The 16,808-nt window shown below is 71.9% G+C and carries 23 protein-coding genes; 18 read left to right on the forward strand and 5 right to left on the reverse strand.

The window, feature by feature from the left end; all coding sequences use genetic code 11:
• Positions 1–62: 62 nt before the first annotated feature.
• Positions 63–269, forward strand: a complete 207-nt coding sequence (locus tag M8C17_RS07820) for a hypothetical protein (RefSeq protein ID WP_252415710.1) — start codon at positions 63–65, stop codon at positions 267–269.
• Here M8C17_RS07820 and M8C17_RS07825 read toward each other — a convergent pair.
• From M8C17_RS07825 to M8C17_RS07835, 3 genes are all read right to left on the reverse strand, one after another.
• The gene (locus tag M8C17_RS07825) at positions 266–742 is read right to left on the reverse strand and encodes a hypothetical protein (protein ID WP_252415711.1); all 477 of its coding nucleotides are present in this window, start codon (positions 740–742) and stop codon (positions 266–268) included. The two genes, M8C17_RS07820 and M8C17_RS07825, sit on opposite strands and share 4 nt — an antisense overlap.
• Positions 739–951 (reverse strand): phosphatidylethanolamine-binding protein, encoded by a 213-nt coding sequence (locus M8C17_RS07830; protein WP_252415712.1) that lies wholly within the window; start codon positions 949–951, stop codon positions 739–741. Before M8C17_RS07830 ends, M8C17_RS07825 begins: the two co-directional genes overlap by 4 nt.
• Before the next feature lie 69 nt (positions 952–1,020).
• Entirely contained in the window at positions 1,021–1,902 is an 882-nt protein-coding gene (locus tag M8C17_RS07835) for a universal stress protein (RefSeq protein ID WP_252415713.1), read from the reverse strand.
• Positions 1,903–2,018: 116 nt separating this feature from the next.
• Between M8C17_RS07835 and M8C17_RS07840 the strand changes: the two genes are divergently transcribed.
• The 16 genes from M8C17_RS07840 (at position 2,019) to M8C17_RS07915 (ending at position 14,825) form a co-directional block, all read left to right on the forward strand.
• On the forward strand, positions 2,019–2,765 hold the full coding sequence (locus tag M8C17_RS07840; RefSeq protein WP_252415714.1) for an SAM-dependent methyltransferase: 747 nt from the start codon (positions 2,019–2,021) through the stop codon (positions 2,763–2,765).
• A gap of 82 nt (positions 2,766–2,847) precedes the next feature.
• Positions 2,848–4,026 (forward strand): PP2C family protein-serine/threonine phosphatase, encoded by a 1,179-nt coding sequence (locus tag M8C17_RS07845; RefSeq protein ID WP_252415715.1) that lies wholly within the window; start codon positions 2,848–2,850, stop codon positions 4,024–4,026.
• A gap of 56 nt (positions 4,027–4,082) precedes the next feature.
• Positions 4,083–4,547 carry a MarR family transcriptional regulator gene (locus tag M8C17_RS07850; RefSeq protein WP_252415716.1) on the forward strand — a complete coding sequence of 155 codons (465 nt, stop codon included), beginning with the start codon at positions 4,083–4,085 and terminating at the stop codon, positions 4,545–4,547.
• Between the two features lie 287 nt (positions 4,548–4,834).
• Positions 4,835–5,467 carry a CDP-alcohol phosphatidyltransferase family protein gene (locus M8C17_RS07855; RefSeq protein WP_252415717.1) on the forward strand — a complete coding sequence of 211 codons (633 nt, stop codon included), beginning with the start codon at positions 4,835–4,837 and terminating at the stop codon, positions 5,465–5,467.
• Positions 5,464–6,417, forward strand: coding sequence for a DUF881 domain-containing protein (locus M8C17_RS07860; protein WP_252415718.1), 954 nt, complete (start codon positions 5,464–5,466; stop codon positions 6,415–6,417). The genes M8C17_RS07855 and M8C17_RS07860 overlap by 4 nt, the downstream gene beginning before the upstream one ends.
• Entirely contained in the window at positions 6,414–6,746 is a 333-nt protein-coding gene (locus M8C17_RS07865) for a small basic family protein (protein ID WP_030327710.1), read from the forward strand. The genes M8C17_RS07860 and M8C17_RS07865 overlap by 4 nt, the downstream gene beginning before the upstream one ends.
• A gap of 11 nt (positions 6,747–6,757) precedes the next feature.
• On the forward strand, positions 6,758–7,744 hold the full coding sequence (locus M8C17_RS07870; RefSeq protein WP_252415719.1) for a DUF881 domain-containing protein: 987 nt from the start codon (positions 6,758–6,760) through the stop codon (positions 7,742–7,744).
• Between the two features lie 59 nt (positions 7,745–7,803).
• Entirely contained in the window at positions 7,804–8,184 is a 381-nt protein-coding gene (gene gcvH, locus M8C17_RS07875; protein ID WP_252415720.1) for a glycine cleavage system protein GcvH, read from the forward strand.
• A 214-nt stretch (positions 8,185–8,398) separates the two neighbouring features.
• The gene (locus M8C17_RS07880) at positions 8,399–8,851 is read left to right on the forward strand and encodes an FHA domain-containing protein (RefSeq protein ID WP_252415721.1); all 453 of its coding nucleotides are present in this window, start codon (positions 8,399–8,401) and stop codon (positions 8,849–8,851) included.
• 50 nt (positions 8,852–8,901) lie between these two features.
• Positions 8,902–9,603 carry a MerR family transcriptional regulator gene (locus M8C17_RS07885; protein WP_252415764.1) on the forward strand — a complete coding sequence of 234 codons (702 nt, stop codon included), beginning with the start codon at positions 8,902–8,904 and terminating at the stop codon, positions 9,601–9,603.
• A 184-nt stretch (positions 9,604–9,787) separates the two neighbouring features.
• Positions 9,788–10,252: a bifunctional nuclease family protein gene (locus tag M8C17_RS07890; RefSeq protein ID WP_007460347.1), complete on the forward strand. Its 465-nt coding sequence runs from the start codon at positions 9,788–9,790 to the stop codon at positions 10,250–10,252.
• Positions 10,253–10,446: 194 nt separating this feature from the next.
• Positions 10,447–11,028, forward strand: coding sequence for a MerR family transcriptional regulator (locus M8C17_RS07895; protein ID WP_252415722.1), 582 nt, complete (start codon positions 10,447–10,449; stop codon positions 11,026–11,028).
• Positions 11,029–11,393: 365 nt separating this feature from the next.
• The gene (locus M8C17_RS07900; RefSeq protein WP_252415723.1) at positions 11,394–11,792 is read left to right on the forward strand and encodes a group 1 truncated hemoglobin; all 399 of its coding nucleotides are present in this window, start codon (positions 11,394–11,396) and stop codon (positions 11,790–11,792) included.
• A 2-nt stretch (positions 11,793–11,794) separates the two neighbouring features.
• Positions 11,795–12,973, forward strand: coding sequence for a globin domain-containing protein (locus tag M8C17_RS07905; protein ID WP_252415724.1), 1,179 nt, complete (start codon positions 11,795–11,797; stop codon positions 12,971–12,973).
• A 52-nt stretch (positions 12,974–13,025) separates the two neighbouring features.
• Complete coding sequence (locus M8C17_RS32030; RefSeq protein WP_308209380.1) at positions 13,026–13,721, forward strand: DivIVA domain-containing protein; 696 nt, start codon at positions 13,026–13,028, stop codon at positions 13,719–13,721.
• Between the two features lie 129 nt (positions 13,722–13,850).
• Complete coding sequence (locus M8C17_RS07915; protein ID WP_252415725.1) at positions 13,851–14,825, forward strand: cyclopropane-fatty-acyl-phospholipid synthase family protein; 975 nt, start codon at positions 13,851–13,853, stop codon at positions 14,823–14,825.
• A gap of 24 nt (positions 14,826–14,849) precedes the next feature.
• On the opposite strand, the gene M8C17_RS07920 is transcribed toward M8C17_RS07915, so the two are convergent.
• A complete protein-coding gene (locus M8C17_RS07920; RefSeq protein WP_252415726.1) occupies positions 14,850–15,128 on the reverse strand; it encodes a DUF1905 domain-containing protein in 279 nt (92 codons plus the stop codon).
• A gap of 31 nt (positions 15,129–15,159) precedes the next feature.
• Complete coding sequence (locus M8C17_RS07925; RefSeq protein ID WP_252415727.1) at positions 15,160–15,816, reverse strand: NAD(P)H-binding protein; 657 nt, start codon at positions 15,814–15,816, stop codon at positions 15,160–15,162.
• 89 nt (positions 15,817–15,905) lie between these two features.
• On the opposite strand from M8C17_RS07925, the gene M8C17_RS07930 reads away from it, so the two are divergent.
• Positions 15,906–16,769, forward strand: coding sequence for an NAD-dependent protein deacetylase (locus M8C17_RS07930; protein WP_252415728.1), 864 nt, complete (start codon positions 15,906–15,908; stop codon positions 16,767–16,769).
• Positions 16,770–16,808 lie beyond the last annotated feature (39 nt).

Here is a 16,808-nt window from a genome sequence, read left to right on the forward strand (position 1 = left end):
GGCGGGTATGCCTGTGGTGGAGGCGGTCGATGGCCGCCTGCCGTACCCGGAGGGAGACACCCGTGGTCAACCCGCAGCAGGAGGAGTTCCGGCGTAACGCCAAGGGCGCCACCAGTCAGGACAGCAAGGGGCCGAAGCCGACGGGGCACCCGCTCAACCGCGGCTCGTCCCGCGGGGACGAGGGTCGGCCGGTGCCGAAGGGCCAGGTGTCGCCGTACGGCCCGGCCGGTGAGCCGATCGCCGAGGACGACAGCGACACCCGGGCCTAACGGCCTCGACCTGACGGCCGCCGCAACCTGTTCCAGGTGGCGGCGGCCGTCAGTCCGTACGCCAGGTGCGGGATGATGTCGGAGATCCAGTCGGAACGGCGCCACGTGCGCGGATCGCTGATGCCCAGCGCGGTGATGGACCCGTCGGTCATGGTCATCACACCGGCGCCGAGCACGCCGGTGGCCATCGGCAGCGGTTGCCGCCGGCCACCGGCGTAGAGCGCGAACGCGACGCCCGCGGCGATGCCCAGCCCGTAGCCGATCAGCGGGCCGAGGCCCGAGCGGCGGTTGGCCGCCCGGTCCCCGGACCCCAGGTCCACGTGCGCGATCCCGGCCAACCGGTCCACTGTGGCCTCCGGGGTGCTGCTCGCCGGCCGCGCCCGCAGGGCCATGTCCAGGTAGCTGACCACGTTCAGCGCGGTGCTGCCGACGGCGCCCGCGATGGCGCCGTCGGCCAGGTCGACCCTCCTCATTTCGGGTCGCCCGGTTCACGCTCTCCCTTGGGGCCGTACGTGCGCTCGCCGCGCACCACGCCCCGCTGGCCGCGGTCCTCCTGCAGGATCCTGTTCGCGACCTGGTTGGCCTTGCCGTCGGGCACCCGCCGTCCGGAATCGTCGATGGCGTTACGTATCCGCGCCCGCTGCTTGTCGTACGCGTTGCTGCCCGGCCGTGGTCCTGGCATCTGCTGCCTCCTTCGTCGCCGTTGGCGTACGCGCCCGTCTACCCGTCCGGCGGCGGCCCATTCCCGGTCTCAGCGCGAGGCGCGCACGACGACGACGGGGCATTGCGCGTGGTGCAGCACCGACTGGCTCACCGACCCCAGCAGCAACCCGCTCACCTCGCCGCGCCCCTGCCCACCCACGACCACCAGTTGGGCGGAGCCGGACGCCTCGGCGAGCACGGCGCCAGCCCGGCCGTGCACCGCCCGCCGGATCAGCCGCAGCTCCGGGTGACGCTCGGTCAGTCCGGTCAGCGAACCGGCGAGCACCTCGTCCTCCGTGTCGTGCAGCCGCGCCTCGTCGTACACCAGGGGTTGCATGTCGCCGGGCCCGGTGCTGGCCGGGTGCCGGTAGGCGTGCACCGCCACCAGCGGGACGCCACGCGCCACGGCGGTCTCGGCGGCGAACTCGGCGGCGAGCGTCGACGCCGCCGAGCCGTCCATTCCGACCAGCACCGGCTCGTCGGGGCGTTCGGCGCCGCGGGCCACCAGCACCGGGCAGTCGGCGTACGCGGCGACCTGCACCGCCACCGAGCCGACCACCAGGGAGGCGAAGCCGCCCAGCCCTCGGTCGCCGAGCACGATGAGCGCGGCGGCGGGGGATTCGCCCACCAGCACCGCGGCGGCCTCACCGTCGATGATCTCGCCGGAGACCGCCAGCCCGGGTGCGGTCGCCTCGGCCTCTCGCACCGCGGCGGCGACCAGTTCCTCGGCCTGGTGGCGCAGCCCGCCACCCGGTGGCGCGTCCGGGGCGGGGGAGACGGGCACGTGCAGCAGCGGCCAGATGAACCCGTGCACCACGCGCAGCGGCCGGCGTCGGCGGGTGGCCTCCGCGGCGGCGAGGCGCACCGCGCGCAGGGACGGCTCCGAGCCGTCCACGCCGACCACCACCGCCGCGCTGTTCGCCGAGTTCACCGGCCACCTCCCGCCGCGCTCAGTATCGCGGGCGGGAACGGCTCGGCGGAGCGATACCGCCCAGGACGTCCGGGTCGGTACGCTGACGACGATCAGCCGGGGAGGGAGCGTCGTCGATGGGGGAACCGGAGCAGCCGAGCACCGCTCGCATGATCGACTACTGGCTCGGCGGGGAGCACCACTTCCCGGTCGACGTGGGTGCCGCGACCGCCTTCGAGCAGGCGTACGGGCCGTGTGCTCCGGTGTTCCGGGAACTGCGGGCCTTCCTCGGCCGGACGGTGCGGGCCATCGCCGCGCAGGGCGTGGACGGGTTCCTGGTCTTCGGCGCGGGGGTGCCGACGATGGGCAACGTGCACGAGGTCGCCTCCGAGGCCACGGTCCTCTACACCGACGTCGACCCGGTCACCATCCGGCTGGGGCAGCGCATTCTCGCGGGCAGCGACCGGGCCGGCTACGGCTACGGCGACGCCACCGACATCGGCACCGTCGACCCGGCGCAGCTGCACCGTTTCGTCCCGGGTTGGGGCCGGCGGCCGGTCGGTGTCGTGTTTTTAGGGCTCGCCGCGTTCCTCGACGACGACACGCTGACCCGCACCCTCGACGAGCTGTACGCCGCGGCGGCGCCGGGCAGCCTGCTGGCGGTGGACTTCGACACCGAGGAGCTGGCGGCTCATCCGGAGGCCCTGGCGATGATGGGGCCGGCGTTCCGGATGCGGCCGCCGTCGTCGTTCGCGCCGCTTCTGGGCCGGTGGGCGCCGACGGAGGACGGGATCGTGCCGGTCGCCCGGTGGCGGCCCGACGGTCCGCCGGCCGAGGTGCCCGACGCGTTCCACGGCGTGCTGGCGACCCGCGGCGCCGACTGACCTGCCTCGACCGCGCCGACGGGGCTGTCCGGGGGCGTCCGTATGATGCTTGCCCTGTAGCAAGTTTCTGGAGAGGACGACCATGGTGGACGCGCCGGACGTGGTGTCGCGTGCGCTGCGCGAGGCCCCGCCCGACCAGTTGGCCGAGGCCGCTGACCGGGCGATCCGCTCGGCGATGGGCGCGGTACGCACCGACGTGTTCGTCGCCGACTACCGGATCAGCGGGCTGTGGCCGGTGCTGGACCCGGACCTGCCGGCGGCGGGTTTCCTGGCCTGTCACACCATGGCGCAGCGCTGCTTCAGCAGCCAGCAGCCGGTGCGCGACTCCGCCGAGGACGGCCCGTGCCGGCTGTACCTGCCGCTGACGGTGTGGGGGGAGCGGCTCGGCGTGCTCATGATCGAGTTGCCGACGGTGCCGGGTCCGGCCGTCACGGGCGTCGCCACGGACATCGCCGGCGCCCTGGCGGTGGCGATGCGGGCCGCCGACCGGGAGACCGACCGGTACCGCAGGGCCCGCCGTCGGGAGCGGCTCAGCATGGCCGCCGAGATGCAGTGGGACCTGCTGCCCGGGCGCAGCGTGGCGCACCACGCGTTCCACCTGGCCGGTCAACTCGAACCGGCGTACACCGTGGGTGGGGACCACTTCGACTGGTCGCTGGACGGCGACCGGCTCACGCTGACGGTGCTCAACGGCGAGGGCAGCGGCCTGTCCGCGTCGCTGCTGACCGCCTTGACCGTGAACGCGATGCGCAACGCGCGGCGCTCCGGCGGTGGTCTGGTGGAGCAGGCGGAGCTGGCCTCGGACACGGTCTTCTACCAGCATCGCGGTGGCCGGCACGTGGCCACCCTGCTGCTGGAGGTGGACATCCGCACCGGGCTGGTGCGCGCCGTCGACGCCGGTTCGCCGCACATGCTGCGGCTGCGCGGCGCGGTGGTCGAGCCGGTGAAGCTGGACCAGCAGTTGCCGCTGGGCATGTTCGCCGAGACCCGGTACGAGGTGCAGGAGTTCGAGCTCGCGCCGGGTGACCGGCTCTTCGTGGTCAGCGACGGGGTGTGGGCGGCCGAGCCGGCGGGCCTGGAGCCGTACGGGCAGCGGGTGATGACCCGTTCCCTGCGCGCGACGCGGTTGCAGCCGGCGACCGAGGCGGTTGGTACGGTGATGCGCGAACTGCACGCCTACCACGAGGACTCCGATCTGCGCGACGACGCGGTCGTGGTGTGCCTTGACTGGCACGGTCCGCGTGATCGGGACGGCGGGTGAGAGTCGCCGCCGTTCCTGTGGGCGGGCACGAGCGCGACAACGGCAGGGGACATCGGGTGGAGCGACCTGCGGATCTCGCAGCGGCGATCGACGCGGCCGCCGAGGCGCTGATCGCCGTGCTCGATTCGGCCGCGTCGCGGCACCAGGTGCCGCCGACCCAGCTGCGGGTGCTGGCGTTGATCAGCAGCCGGGCGGAGACCAACGTCAACCGGCTGGCCGAGCTGCTCGACGTGGTGCCCTCCTCGGCCAGTCGACTGTGTGACCGGTTGGAGGCGACCGGTCTGCTGCGCCGGGTGGCCGACCCGAGGGACCGGCGCGAGGTGCGGTTGGTGCCGACGCCCGCCGCGGAGACCCTGTTGCGGGAGCTGGCCGAGCGGCGGCAGCGCGCGGTGCAGGTGGTGTTGGACCGGATGCCGCAGCGGGTCCAGCACGATCTGCTGGTGGCGTTGCTCGCGTTCGGCCGGGCCGCGACCCAGGTGGTCCCGGAGCAGAAGACCGACCCCGCAGCGCGTACGGCGTGAACCCTCTTCCACTAGTATCCTAGGACGCTCTACGCGTGGTGATCCACGCCACAGTGCGGCACAGCCGCACCGAAGAGCACGCGGCGGCACCCGAGCCACGGGGGAGAGCCCGATATAGTGGCACCGCACTTACCCGGCCCGTGATCATCGAGATCGCGGGCCGCATCAGGGAAGAGGCCCCGTCCCGGGGCCGCAGGGGAGCCGGCGCTGGCCGGCCCGACAGCGCGTACGACCTCCGCCGCGCCCGACGTCGGCCGGGCGTCGGAGCGTGCCGCGGAGGAGGTTCGGTGTCGCGTCGGCCGGCTCGGGAAGAGCACCCGCGGGACACCGGCGAGCAGGCTCCCGGCGACCAGGTGCTCAACGTGCCCAACCTGATCAGCTTCGGGCGGCTGCTGGGTGTGCCGCTCTTCCTCTACCTGTTCCTGGTGGCCCGCGCCGACGTGGCGGCGGTCGTGGTGCTGGCCATCGGTGGCACCACGGACTGGGTCGACGGCTGGATCGCCCGCCGCCTGCGCCAGGTGAGCCGGCTCGGGGAGCTGCTCGACCCGCTGGCCGACCGGCTCTACATCCTCGCCACGCTGCTCGCCTTCACCGCCCGGGAGGTGGTGCCGTGGCAGTTCACCGCGGCGCTGCTGGCCCGGGAGCTGTTGCTGCTCGGTTCGCTGGCGGTGCTGCGACGCTACGGGTACGGGCCGCCGCCGGTGCACTACGTGGGCAAGACCGCCACGTTCCTGCTGCTCGCGGCGTTCCCGGTGCTGTTGCTGGCCACCGAGTGGACCGGGGCGGCGACGGCGACGGCCGCGATCGGCTGGGGCCTGGCCTGGTGGGGGCTGGTGCTCTACTGGGTGGCCGGCGGGATGTACGTGGTGCAGGCCGCCCGGTTGGTGCGCGCGGCGCGCGGCCCGGGAGCGGCGGCGTGAGCGCGCCGCAGCCCGGGGACCGCCGCCCCGAGCGGGTGTACGCGCCGGACTTCCTCACCGAGCTGTTCCGTAACCCGCTGGACCCGGGGTACGCCGACGCGGCGGCGGCCCGTCGGCGGGAGGCGCCGGCGGAGCCGGCACGGGGGTGGCGGGCGTGGCGGGCGTGGTCGGCGCGCTCGGTCAGCCTGGTCGTGGTGGTGGTGCTGGGTTTCCTGTTCGCGGTCGCGTACCGGCAGACGTTGGAGGACGAGCCGGGGCGCAGCCAGGCCCGTTCGGGGTTGGTGGCGCAGATCAAGGAGCGGGAGAGCGAGACCGACCAGCTGTCCACGCGGGCGGACCAGTTGCGCGAGGAGGTCGGTCGGCAACGTGACGCGGCGTTGAGCGGGTCGGCGGCCGCCCGGCTGCGGGACCTGGAGGCGAGCACCGGCCTGGGCCGGGTGCGCGGCGACGGTGTGGTGGTGCGGCTGGCGGACGCGCCGGGTAACGCGGACGCGGTGACCGGCATGGGCGCGGGGCCGCCGCGGGTGCTCTACAGCGACCTGCAGGGGGTGGCGAACGCGTTGTGGAGTGTCGGGGCGGAGGCGATCGCCATCAACGGGCAGCGGTTGACCTCGACGTCGACGATCCGGTCGGCGGGTGAGGCGATCCTGGTGGATTTCCGGCCGGTGACCGGGCCGTACGAGGTGTCGGCGATCGGTCCGGGTTCGATGCGGCGCAAGTTCGAGGACAGCCGGAGCGCGGCGCTGATGCGGGAGGTCGCGCAGAAGACGGGCCTGTCGTTCGCTGTGCGGGAGTCCGATGACCTCACCCTGCCGGCGGCTCCGGAGCCGCAGCTACGCTACGCCAAGCCGTCGGTCAGTCCGAGCCCTTCCGCGTCGGGTGTCCGGTCCGGCAGTCCCGGGTCGTCCGGTTCTCCGGCGACCGCCAGTCCCTCCGGAGGTGGCCGATGATCGCGGTGCTGGCGTTGCTCGCCGGTGTGGTGCTCGGTGTGTGGCTCGATCCCACAGTGCCGGCGGCATTGCAGCCGTATCTGCCGATCGCGGTGGTGGCCGCGCTGGACGCGGTGTTCGGTGGGGTGCGTGCCCGGCTGGACCGGATCTTCGACGACAAGCAGTTCGTGGTGTCGTTCATCTCGAACGTGCTGGTGGCTGGTCTGATCGTGTATCTGGGTGACCAGTTGGGTGTGGGCGGGCAGTTGTCCACCGGTGTGGTGGTCGTGCTCGGGGTTCGGATCTTCGGGAACGTGGCGGCGATCCGCCGGCACCTGTTCCGGGCGTAGGTTTGACAGCGATGAGCGACGAGCAGACCGAGACGGGGACGGGGTGGCCGGAACCGGCTGGTCCGGTGCGCCCTGGTGGGCCGGCGGGTGATCCGGATCCGCGGCCGGACGCGCCGGATCCGGACGAGTTGAGCCCGTTGGCGCCGCAGGGGCCGGCGGAGCGGGAGCCGGAGGTGCCGGCCGAGGAGGCCGGGGTCGCGCCGGTCGACGACGGCTCGACGGTGGATCTGAGCGCGATGCCGCGGTCGGAGGCCCCGTCGGAGCCGGTCGAGGAGCCGGTGGCGTCGGCGAGGCTGGGTCGGGTGCGGTGGAGCACCGCCGGCGTGATGATCGTCGCGTTGTTGGCGTTGCTGGGTTTCACCCTGGTCGTGCAGTTGAAGACGACGTCGACGGATCCGACGCTGGGGGCGACGCGTCAGGAGGACCTGGTGCGGATCCTGTCGGATCTGGATGCGCGGGAGAACCGGCTGCAGCAGGACATCCGGGCGTTGGAGGACAGCCAGCGGCAGTTGCGCTCGGGTGAGCAGGGTCGCCAGGCGGCGCTGGACGAGGCGACCCGGCGGGCGGACGAGTTGGGCATCCTGGCGGGCACGTTGCCGGCGGTCGGGCCCGGGTTGACCGTGCAGTTCGAGAGCAGCGGTAAGCCGATCTCGGCGAATCGGGTGCTGGACGCGGTGCAGGAACTGCGGGGCGCGGGCGCGGAGGCGATGCAGATCTCCGGCGGTGATCGGGCGACGGTGCGGATCATCGCATCGACGTACTTCCTGGATGGGGAGAACGGTTCGTTGGTGGTGGAGGGGCGCCGGCTGGTGGGGCCGTTCACGATCACGGTGATCGGTGACCCGGCGACGATGCGTACGGCGTTGAACATTCCTGGTGGGGTGGTCGCGTCGGTCCGTGGTGACGGCGGTAACGTGACCTTTGGGGAGCGTGAGGTTGCCGAGGTTTCGGCGCTGCACGTGCCGATCAAGTTGGAACACGCCCGTCCGGTCTCCTGACCGGCGCGGCCGCGCCGGACCCGGGTGGTCCGGGGCACGATGGATGAAGGACGCGTCTGGTGATTCCTGAGGATCTGCGATACACCGCCGAGCACGAGTGGGTGTTGGGTAACGGCACCGGTTCGGTCCGGGTCGGCATCACGCACTTCGCGCAGGACGCGCTGGGTGACATCGTGTACGTGCAGTTGCCCGAGGCGGGTGCGGCGGTCGCGGCCGGCGACTCGTTGGGTGAGATCGAGTCGACCAAGAGCGTGTCGGAGATCTACGCGCCGGTGGCCGGTACGGTGGCGGCGCGCAACGAGGCGTTGGGTGACACCCCTGAGCTGATCAACACTGATCCGTATGGTGCGGGTTGGTTGGTGGAGATCACTCCGGCTGATCCGACGGCGGTGGACGGTCTGTTGACGGCCGGCGCGTACCGCGAGATCACCGAAGGCTGAGTGTGCTTGATCCGGTGCGTGGGATGTCTGCGCGCGTCCGGTTGCCCTGCATTTCGGCGCTGGCTAGGCTCGCCCAGTCGACCGAGAACCCAATAGTTGAGCGTTGTGGAATTGCCTTCCCGGGCACGGGGAGCCAGCCGCCGGGTGTTCACGTGCCCGGCGGCCAGACCCGCCATTACCCGACGCCGACCGAACAGATCCGTGAGGTGGTCCCATGACGCGCCCAGACGACGAGTTCCCCCCGCTCGACGTCACTTCGACGCTCAATCTCGGTTCGCTCGACGAAGTGCTGGAGGGGCCGGAGACCGATGTGGTGCCGAGCCGGATGTCCGGTTCGTTGCCACCCGGTATGGCGCTGCTGGTGGTTCGTCGCGGCCCGAATGCGGGTGCCCGGTTCTTGTTGGACCACGATGTGACGACCAGTGGCCGGCACCCCGACAGTGACATCTTCCTCGACGACGTGACGGTGTCGCGGCGGCACGCGGAGTTCCATCGTGACGGTGGCACGTTCACGGTGCGGGACGTGGGCAGCTTGAACGGCACGTATGTGAACCGTGAGCGGGTCGAGGCTGCGACGTTGAGCAATGGTGACGAGGTTCAGATCGGTAAGTTCCGGGTGGTGTTCATCGCCGGTCCGCGCCCGGAGGAGGAGGCCAGCCGGGGGTGAACGAGCCTGCGGCCTCCACGCCACCCGGGGCGGCCCGGTCCCAGCCGCTGATGAGCATCGGTGAGGTGCTGGGTCAGTTGCGGGTGGATTTTCCGGACACGACGATCTCGAAGCTGCGGTTCCTTGAGGCCGAGGGCCTGGTGGAGCCGCAGCGGACGGCGGCGGGCTACCGGAAGTACAGCTGGGACGATGTGGCGCGGTTGCGGTTCGTGTTGACCGCCCAGCGGGACAGGTACCTGCCGTTGCGGGTGATCCGTGAGCAGTTGGCGGAGTGGGACTCGTCCGGTGAGCAGCCGGGTCGGTCGCGGCCGGCGTTGGTCGCGGTGGGGCCTGATGGTGCGGTTCCCGGTCGTGAGTCGGCGGAGCCGGCCGAGTCGTCGCAGGTGCGGCTCGGCCGGGCGGATCTGGTGGCGCGCAGTGGGGTCGACGAGTCGACCTTGGCTGAGTTGGAGCGGCTGGGTGTGCTGGTGTCGGATCCGCCGGGGTGGTATGACGCGGATGCGTTGATCATCGCGTCCGCGGTGGCGGGGTTGGCGGCGTACGGGTTGGAGCCGCGGCACCTGCGGGGTTACCGGACGGCGGCTGATCGTGAGGTCGGGTTGTTCGCGCAGTTGGTGGCGCCGTTGGCGCGGCAGAGTGATCCGGCGGCGCGGGCGCGGGCTGCGGAGACGGCGCGGGAGTTGGTGGCGTTGTCGGAGCAGTTGCACGCGGCGTTGGTGCGGGTGGGTCTGCGTTCGACGTTGGGTCGGTGAGGTGCCCGGCGGGCGGTGGCCGAGCGGAAAGATCTCTTCCGGGAAGCGTGCCGTAGGCTTGCCGGGGTAACCCCTTCCTGGCGCGGACGTGGTGCTGTAGCGCATGGGACGGCCGTGTCGCGGTCCGTGTACCGTGCAGGGAAGGGCGCGGTGCGGCGTAGGTGACAACGACACGGAGGCGGCGGTGCGCGAGCTGAGCGTGGTCGGAGTTCGGGTGGAGCTGCCCAGCAACCAGCCGATCGTCCTGCTCAGGGAGGTCGAGGGGGACCGCTATCTGCCGATCTGGATCGGCGCGGTCGAGGCCACGGCTATCGCTTATGAGCAGCAGGGGGTCAAGCCGGCTCGGCCGTTGACTCATGATCTTCTGCGGGACGTGTTGGCGGCTTTGCAGGCGCCGTTGCAGGCGGTGGAGATCACCGAGCTCAAGGAGAACGTCTTCTACGCGGATCTGTTGATCGGCGACGGGGTGCGGGTGTCGGCGCGGCCGAGCGATTCGATCGCTCTGGCGTTGCGGGTCGGTGCGCCGATTCGTTGTGCTGAGCAGGTCCTCAGTGAAGCGGGGATCGTCATTCCTGATGAGCAGGAGGACGAGGTGGAGAAGTTCCGCGAGTTCCTGGAGCAGGTGCGTCCGGAGGACTTCGCGGGCTGAGCCCGGGCGTTCCGCGGCACCGGGTGTCACTGTGGGTGATGCCGAGGTGCGGTTGGTGATCTTTCTCGGTGGCTGCGCGGCGTGTCGCGTCGGTACCTCCGTGGTAACCCCTGAAGGTGGCTATAGGGTTGCCGTGTCGAGGGGTGCGCGTCCCGGAAACGACGCGTCGCCACACTGACGGGGAGGTTGTCCGGATGCACGAGCCGCGGGATCCCGATCCAGGTACGGAGTTGGCGTCGCCGGGTGTGGCGACTGAGGGTGACGGTTCGGTGGGCTACCGGGGTGTGACGGCGTGCACCGCGGTGGGCATCAGTTACCGGCAGCTGGACTACTGGGCGCGGACGGCGCTGGTGGTGCCGAGTGTGCGTGACGCCTCGGGTTCGGGGACGCAGCGGTTGTACTCGTTCCGGGACCTGGTGGTGTTGAAGGTCGTGAAGCGGTTGTTGGACGCGGGGGTGTCCCTGCAGAACATCCGCAAGGCGATCGAGGCGTTGCGGTCGCGTGGCGTGGAGGATCTGGCCGGGATCACGTTGATCTCCGATGGGACGACGGTGTACGAGTGCCGGTCCCCGGAGGAGGTGGTCGACCTGTTGCAGGGTGGCCAGGGCGTGTTCGGCATCGCGATCGGTGGGGCCTTCAAGGAGATCCAGGGGTCGTTGTCGCATCTGCCGGCGGAGCCGGCGGCGAGCGGCCCGGCGGAGCCGGTGGCGGCGTCCGAGTCGGATCCGGTGGGTGACGAGTTGGCGGCGCGGCGGGCGCGGCGGCGGGCTGGCTGAGCGCGCTCGTGTTGCCCCGGGTTGTCGACGCGCCCGGCTTTCGCGTTGGTTTTTCGCGGCCGCTGTGATCACTGAGGGTCAGGTTGGCGGAGCCGTGCCTGCGTTGTGAGGGCTCCCATGTCGACAGTGGTTGACGGTGGGTGTCGTCACGGTGGCGGGTTGTGGAGAGTCGGGTCGAGGGCGGTGACGCTGCGTGCCGGGTGGTTGTCGGGAATCCGATAGGGGGGCCCTGACCGGAAACCGACGACACGCTATGGTCCGTCACGGTCCTCGGTGTGTCGCCGTGGAAAGACGATGTCGCTCCGGTGGGCCAAATGCCCCTCCCGCGCCGACCCCGCGCGGCCTCCACCCTGGAAGGAACATCCGTGACGGTTACCGAAGAAACCGCCCCCGTCTCGCACTACGACCGCATCGGCGGTGGCAGCTCCGTCAAGGCGGCCGTGGAGCTGTTCTACGACAAGGTGCTCGCCGATCCGGAACTGGCGGGCTACTTCACCGATGTGGACATGCCGTCGCAGCGGCGGCACATGACGTTGATGTTGACGGTGGTGCTGGGCGGTCCGAACGAGTACGCCGGTCGTGGTCTGGCCGAGGCGCACCAGCCGTTGAACATCCCGCTGGAGCACTACGTCAAGGTCGGTGAGCACCTGACGGCGACGCTGACCGAGTTGGGCGTACCGGCGGACATCCTGGCCGACGTGCAGAAGGTGCTGGGGCAGGTGCAGGACCAGGTGGTGGCCACCGGGAACCGTCCGGGCGCCTGAGCGTGGACGCGGCCCGACTCAAGCAGAGCTGGTCTCTGGTCGCCGCGCACGGCGACCAGGTGCCGCTCTATTTCTATTCGACGTTGTTCCTGTCCCATCCCGAGACGCGGCAGATGTTCCCGACGAACATGGCCGGGCAGCGGGACCGTCTGGTGACCGCACTGGGGCACATCGTGTCCAACGTGGACCAGGTCGATGGGCTCGTGGGTTTCCTGCAGGGCCTCGGCGCTGACCACCGCAAGTTCGCGGTACGCGCCGAGCACTACCCGGCGGTGGGTGAGGCGCTGCTGGCGACGTTGCAGCACTTCCTGGCCGAGCAGTGGACCGAGGAGCTGGCCCAGGACTGGGCGGCCGCGTACGGGCTGATCGCGCAGGTGATGATGGAGGCCGCGCAGGCCGCGGAGTCGGTGAATCCGCCGTGGTGGGTCTCGGAGATCGTGTCCCATGAGCGGCGGGCGTTCGACGTGGCGGTGCTGACGGTGCGTCCGCAGTACCTGTTGCCGTTCACGCCGGGTCAGTCGATCGGGGTGTCCCATCCGTCGGTGCGGTCGTGGCGGTACTACTCGCCGGCGAACGCGCCGCGCGCGGACGGCACGTTGGAGTTGCACGTGCGGGCCGCGCCGGGTGGCGCGGTGTCCTCGCGGCTGGTGTACGGCTCGACGGTGGGTGACCGTATCCACCTGGCGGCGCCGGTGGGGGAGCGGTTGGCGTTGTGGTCGGCGGGTTCCAGTGACCTGTTGCTGCTGGCGGCGGGCACCGGCTGGGCGCCGGTGAAGGCGTTGGTGGAGCAGGTCGCCGCGGAGGGTTCCCGCCGGCGGGTGGACCTGTATGTGGGTGCCCGTTCGCGCAGCGAGTTCTACGACAGCGACGCGATCGACAAGTTGGCGTCGTCGTACCCGTGGTTGACGGTCACCTACGTGGTGGGTGCCGACGTGAACCGGCCGGGGGAGTTCCTGCAGCCGGTGGACCGGGCGTTGGCCGACGGCGACTGGCGTGCCCGGCACGTGTACGTGTGCGGGTCGGACGAGATGGTTTCGCACTCGGTGCAGGCGTTGACCCGGGCGGGTTACCACGCGGGTCAGGTGCACCATGAGGGTCTGGGTAAGCACTGGTACGGCCCGGCCTGGCGTACGGCGGTGGAGCAGTCGACCGCTGGTGACACTTCCGGAGGTGTTCGGTGAGCGCGAGGAGTGAGCTCGCGAGCCCCGCAGTCGCGAACGGAGGCGGGCAGAGGTGAGCGCGACCCCGATCAGCCGGTACGACGGGATTCAGGTCTCCGGTGGTGTGCAGGTGCGGTTGACCGCCGACCGGGTGCGGCGGTGGGAGTTCGGCACGGCGCCGTTCGCCCGGCGCGGCTACGACAACGCCGACGTGGACCGCTTCCGCGTGCAGGTCGCCGATGAGTTGGATCTGCTGGCGACGCAGTTGGCGCATCTGCGGGCGGAGAACGAGCGGCTCACCGACCGGGTGGAGCTGCACCGGCACGGGGTGATCCCGAGCACGGACGCGGCGGCGAAGGTGCCGGCGGCCAAGGAGGTGAATCTGCTCTCCGCGGCGCAGCGGGAGGCGGAGCAGATCATCGCGCAGGCGCACGACTACGCGCGGCGGGTCGCCGAGTACGCCCGGATGCAGTACGAGAGTTACATGCGGGCGGCGGCGGAGGAGGCGAAGCAGGAGGCCGAGCGGGCGGTGACGGAGTACCGCAACACGGCCGGGCCGAGCTTCGACGACACGGTGGCCACCCGTGAGGCGCTGCGGATCTTCGGCGAGATGATGGTGTCGCACATGCAGGCGGCGGCGCGGCATCTCGACGACGGTAGTGAGCAGTTGGCCCGCACGATGGACCGGATCGCGAAGGAGACGCCGGGGGCGCCGTTCGTGGGCGGTGCGGCGGGGCAGGCGGCGCTGCCGCGTCACCACCAGCGGTGAACGCCGGGTGGGGTCCGCCCGGCGGACCCCACCCGGGTGGTGTGGCGGTCGGTGGCGTCGCCGACCGGTTCGGTCGCAGCAGACTGGACGGGGTTGCGCCCCGCCGGGCCGCGCGTGGAAAGGTGTCCCATGTCTGTGTCTGCGTCTTCCTCCGGCGCCTCGCCGCATCCACACGACGGGTCGGTGGACCCGGTGGCCGCGATGGAGGCCTCGGTGTGGGCTCTGGCCGCCGTGGTCGGCACGATGCGCGACGCCCTGTCGGCGCCGCTGGCCGAGGTCCTGGCGGCGTCGCCGCAGCGCACCGCTGTGCTGGAGGCCGCCGGGCTGCTGTCGTGGGACGGCGAGGTGCCGGTTGCGCACCCGTCGCTGGTCCCCGCTGACGGGCCGACCGGGCGGAGCATGGTGCAGGCGCGGTTGAGCTCGTTGCGGCAGGCGGTCACCGCCGCGGCGCAGGACGCTTCCGCTCCGGCCGGGGGCGGCTGGTCGGAGCTGGGTGACGAGGTGTTGCTGAATCAGGGCCGGGCGTCCGCCGCGACGGGCCGCGCTCTGGCCACCCGGGTGGTCCCCGGGCTGCCGGGGCTCGCGGAGCGTCTGGACTCCGGCGGGCGTGTCCTGGACATCGGCACGGGTGTGGCGGCGCTGGCCGTTGCCCTGGCCCGGGAGCTGCCCCGGGTGTCGGTGGTGGGCATCGACATCCTCCAGCGCGCGTTGGATCTGGCCCGCGAGGAACTGGCCCAGGCGTCCGACGTCGCCGACCGGATCACCCTGCGCCACCAGGACGTGGCCGAGGTGACCGAGGTGGGCGCGTACGACCTCGTCTGGTTTCCCGCGCCGTTCGTGGCCCAGGACACCCTGGTGGCGGCTCTGCCCCGACTGGTCGAGGCGCTGCGGGCCGGCGGTTGGATCGTGGTGGGCACGAACCCGCCCGCCGGGGATCCCCTGCGGGCGGCTGTCGACCGGTGGAACGCCGTCCGCAACGGCGGCAACGCCTACGACACGGACCGAATGGCGCAGGTGCTGGCCGACGCCGGGTTGGACGACGTCCGCCGCTACCCGACCGTTCCCGGCGGACCCGTGTTGGTCGCCGCGCACCGTCCGGACTGACCCCGCGCAAAACGGCGCGGCTGGTCAGCTGAGCCGTTGGTCGAGGTGGAAGCTGACCTCGGTGCCGGCTTCGCTCTTGCCGATGAGCTTGCACAGGGCGGCTCTGATGGGCAGCCAGTGCGGGCCGGTGCCCGACGGCATGAGGGTGGCGCTGAACGGGTGGCCGTCGATCGTGCCGGTGACCTTGACGGCGCGGCGGGTGCCGAGCAGGTCGGCGGAGTCGGGCACGGTCACGTAGGTGGCGAAGGCGCCGTCCTTCTCGATGGGGGCGGTGAAGCGGTGGTCGAGTGGTTGCGGGGCCATGGCTCTCCTCGAAAGTCGGTGTGGCCGGCCGTCAGGTGGTCGTGGCCGCGACGGCGTCGGCGATCGGCGTCGGCCCGTTGACCAGTTCCAGGGTCGCGCCGGCGGTGCCGGGTTCGTCGAGCAGCGCCACGAGGACCCGGGCGACGTCGGCGCGGGTGACCGCGCCCCGCCCGGCGTGCCGGGTGAGGGTGACCTGTCCGGTGGGTGCGTCGTCGGTGAGCCGGCCGGGTCGCAGGATCGTCCAGTCCAGGTCCCGGCCGCGTAGGTCGTCCTCGGCGGCCCGTTTGGCCCGCAGGTACGCCGCCCACACCTCGTCGGTGCCGGCCGACGGTGGGGCGTCCACGCCCATGGAGGAGATCAGCAGGTAGCGGCGGACGCCCGCGCGGGTGGCGGCGTCGGCGAGCAGCGCGGCGGCGGCCCGGTCGACGGTGTCCTTGCGGGCGGCGCCGCTGCCGGGGCCGGCGCCGGCGGCGAAGACCACCGCGTCGGCGCCGTCGAGGTGCGCGGTGACGTCGGTGACGTCGGCGTGTTCCAGGTCGCAGACGACCGGTTCGGCGCCGGCGTCGCGCAGCGCGCCGGCCTGGCCGGGGTGACGGATCAGGCCGACGGCGGTGTCGCCCCGCTCGGCGAGGTCGCGTTCCAGCAGTTGGGCGATCTTGCCGTGGCCTCCGGCGATGACGACGCGCATGTGCCCAACCTACCGGCGCGGGTCGGCCGCTGAGGCCGGCGTCGGGCGGGGGTTCGGCGTCGGGCGCTGCGCTGAGGCAGCATGGAGGGGTGACGGAGAGCCTCGACGCGTTGACCTCGCTGGTGGCCGGCGGTGGGGTGGTGGTGCTCAGTGGGGCGGGCCTGTCCACCGAGTCGGGCATCCCGGACTATCGGGGGCCCAGTGGGGTGGCCCGCCGGCACACCCCGATGACGTTCCAGGCGTTCACCCGCGACCCGCTGGCGCGGCGGCGGTACTGGGCGCGCAGCCACCTGGGATGGCGGCTGATCGCCCGGGCCGCGCCGAACGCCGGGCACCATGCGGTGACCCGGCTGCAACGCGCCGGCCTGGTCGACGCGGTCATCACGCAGAACGTCGACGGGTTGCACTCGCTGGCCGGCAGCGCGCCGGTGGTCGAGCTGCACGGCCGGCTGGACGAGGTGACGTGCCTGGACTGCGGCAACCTGACCTCCCGGGAGGAGTTGGACCGTCGGCTGCGTGAGGCCAACCCGGGGTTCGTGGCCCAGGTCGCCGCCGTGAACCCCGACGGTGATGTGGATCTCCCCGACGAGCAGGTGGCCGCGTTCCGCACGGTCGATTGCGGGATCTGCGGCACGGGGATGCTGAAACCGGACGTGGTGTTCTTCGGCGAGACGGTGCCGCCGCAGCGGGTGGCGCGGTGCTTCTCGCTGGTGGAGCAGGCCCGGGCGCTGCTGGTGCTGGGCTCGTCGTTGACGGTGATGTCGGGTCGCCGGTTCGTGATCCGGGCGGCGAAACGGGGCATTCCGGTGGCGATCGTCAACCAGGGTCCGACGCGCGGTGACAGCCATGCCACCGTGTGCGTCGACGCCCCGCTGGGTGTGCTGCTGCCGGCGCTGGCCGACCGGGTGACCGGCGCGGACGCCGCGACGCTGGCGGCCCCGGCCGGGGTGTGAGCCCCCGGGGGTAGGACATCTTCCGGAAACACCGGCGCT

The sequence above is a fragment of the Micromonospora sp. RHAY321 genome (assembly GCF_023896955.1).
Classification (GTDB): domain Bacteria; phylum Actinomycetota; class Actinomycetes; order Mycobacteriales; family Micromonosporaceae; genus Micromonospora.

What these genes read in the sequence shown, in the direction of transcription:
- M8C17_RS07885 (WP_252415764.1), top strand. Translation starts at nt 8,902, where the DNA reads ATGAGCATCGGTGAGGTGCTGGGTCAGTTGCGGGTGGATTTTCCGGAC.
- M8C17_RS07825 (WP_252415711.1), bottom strand. Translation starts at nt 742, where the DNA reads ATGAGGAGGGTCGACCTGGCCGACGGCGCCATCGCGGGCGCCGTCGGC.
- M8C17_RS07920 (WP_252415726.1), bottom strand. Translation starts at nt 15,128, where the DNA reads ATGGCCCCGCAACCACTCGACCACCGCTTCACCGCCCCCATCGAGAAG.
- M8C17_RS07895 (WP_252415722.1), top strand. Translation starts at nt 10,447, where the DNA reads ATGCACGAGCCGCGGGATCCCGATCCAGGTACGGAGTTGGCGTCGCCG.
- M8C17_RS07865 (WP_030327710.1), top strand. Translation starts at nt 6,414, where the DNA reads ATGATCGCGGTGCTGGCGTTGCTCGCCGGTGTGGTGCTCGGTGTGTGG.
- M8C17_RS07880 (WP_252415721.1), top strand. Translation starts at nt 8,399, where the DNA reads ATGACGCGCCCAGACGACGAGTTCCCCCCGCTCGACGTCACTTCGACG.
- M8C17_RS07830 (WP_252415712.1), bottom strand. Translation starts at nt 951, where the DNA reads ATGCCAGGACCACGGCCGGGCAGCAACGCGTACGACAAGCAGCGGGCG.
- M8C17_RS07870 (WP_252415719.1), top strand. Translation starts at nt 6,758, where the DNA reads ATGAGCGACGAGCAGACCGAGACGGGGACGGGGTGGCCGGAACCGGCT.
- M8C17_RS07840 (WP_252415714.1), top strand. Translation starts at nt 2,019, where the DNA reads ATGGGGGAACCGGAGCAGCCGAGCACCGCTCGCATGATCGACTACTGG.
- M8C17_RS07925 (WP_252415727.1), bottom strand. Translation starts at nt 15,816, where the DNA reads ATGCGCGTCGTCATCGCCGGAGGCCACGGCAAGATCGCCCAACTGCTG.
- M8C17_RS07915 (WP_252415725.1), top strand. Translation starts at nt 13,851, where the DNA reads ATGTCTGTGTCTGCGTCTTCCTCCGGCGCCTCGCCGCATCCACACGAC.
- M8C17_RS07845 (WP_252415715.1), top strand. Translation starts at nt 2,848, where the DNA reads ATGGTGGACGCGCCGGACGTGGTGTCGCGTGCGCTGCGCGAGGCCCCG.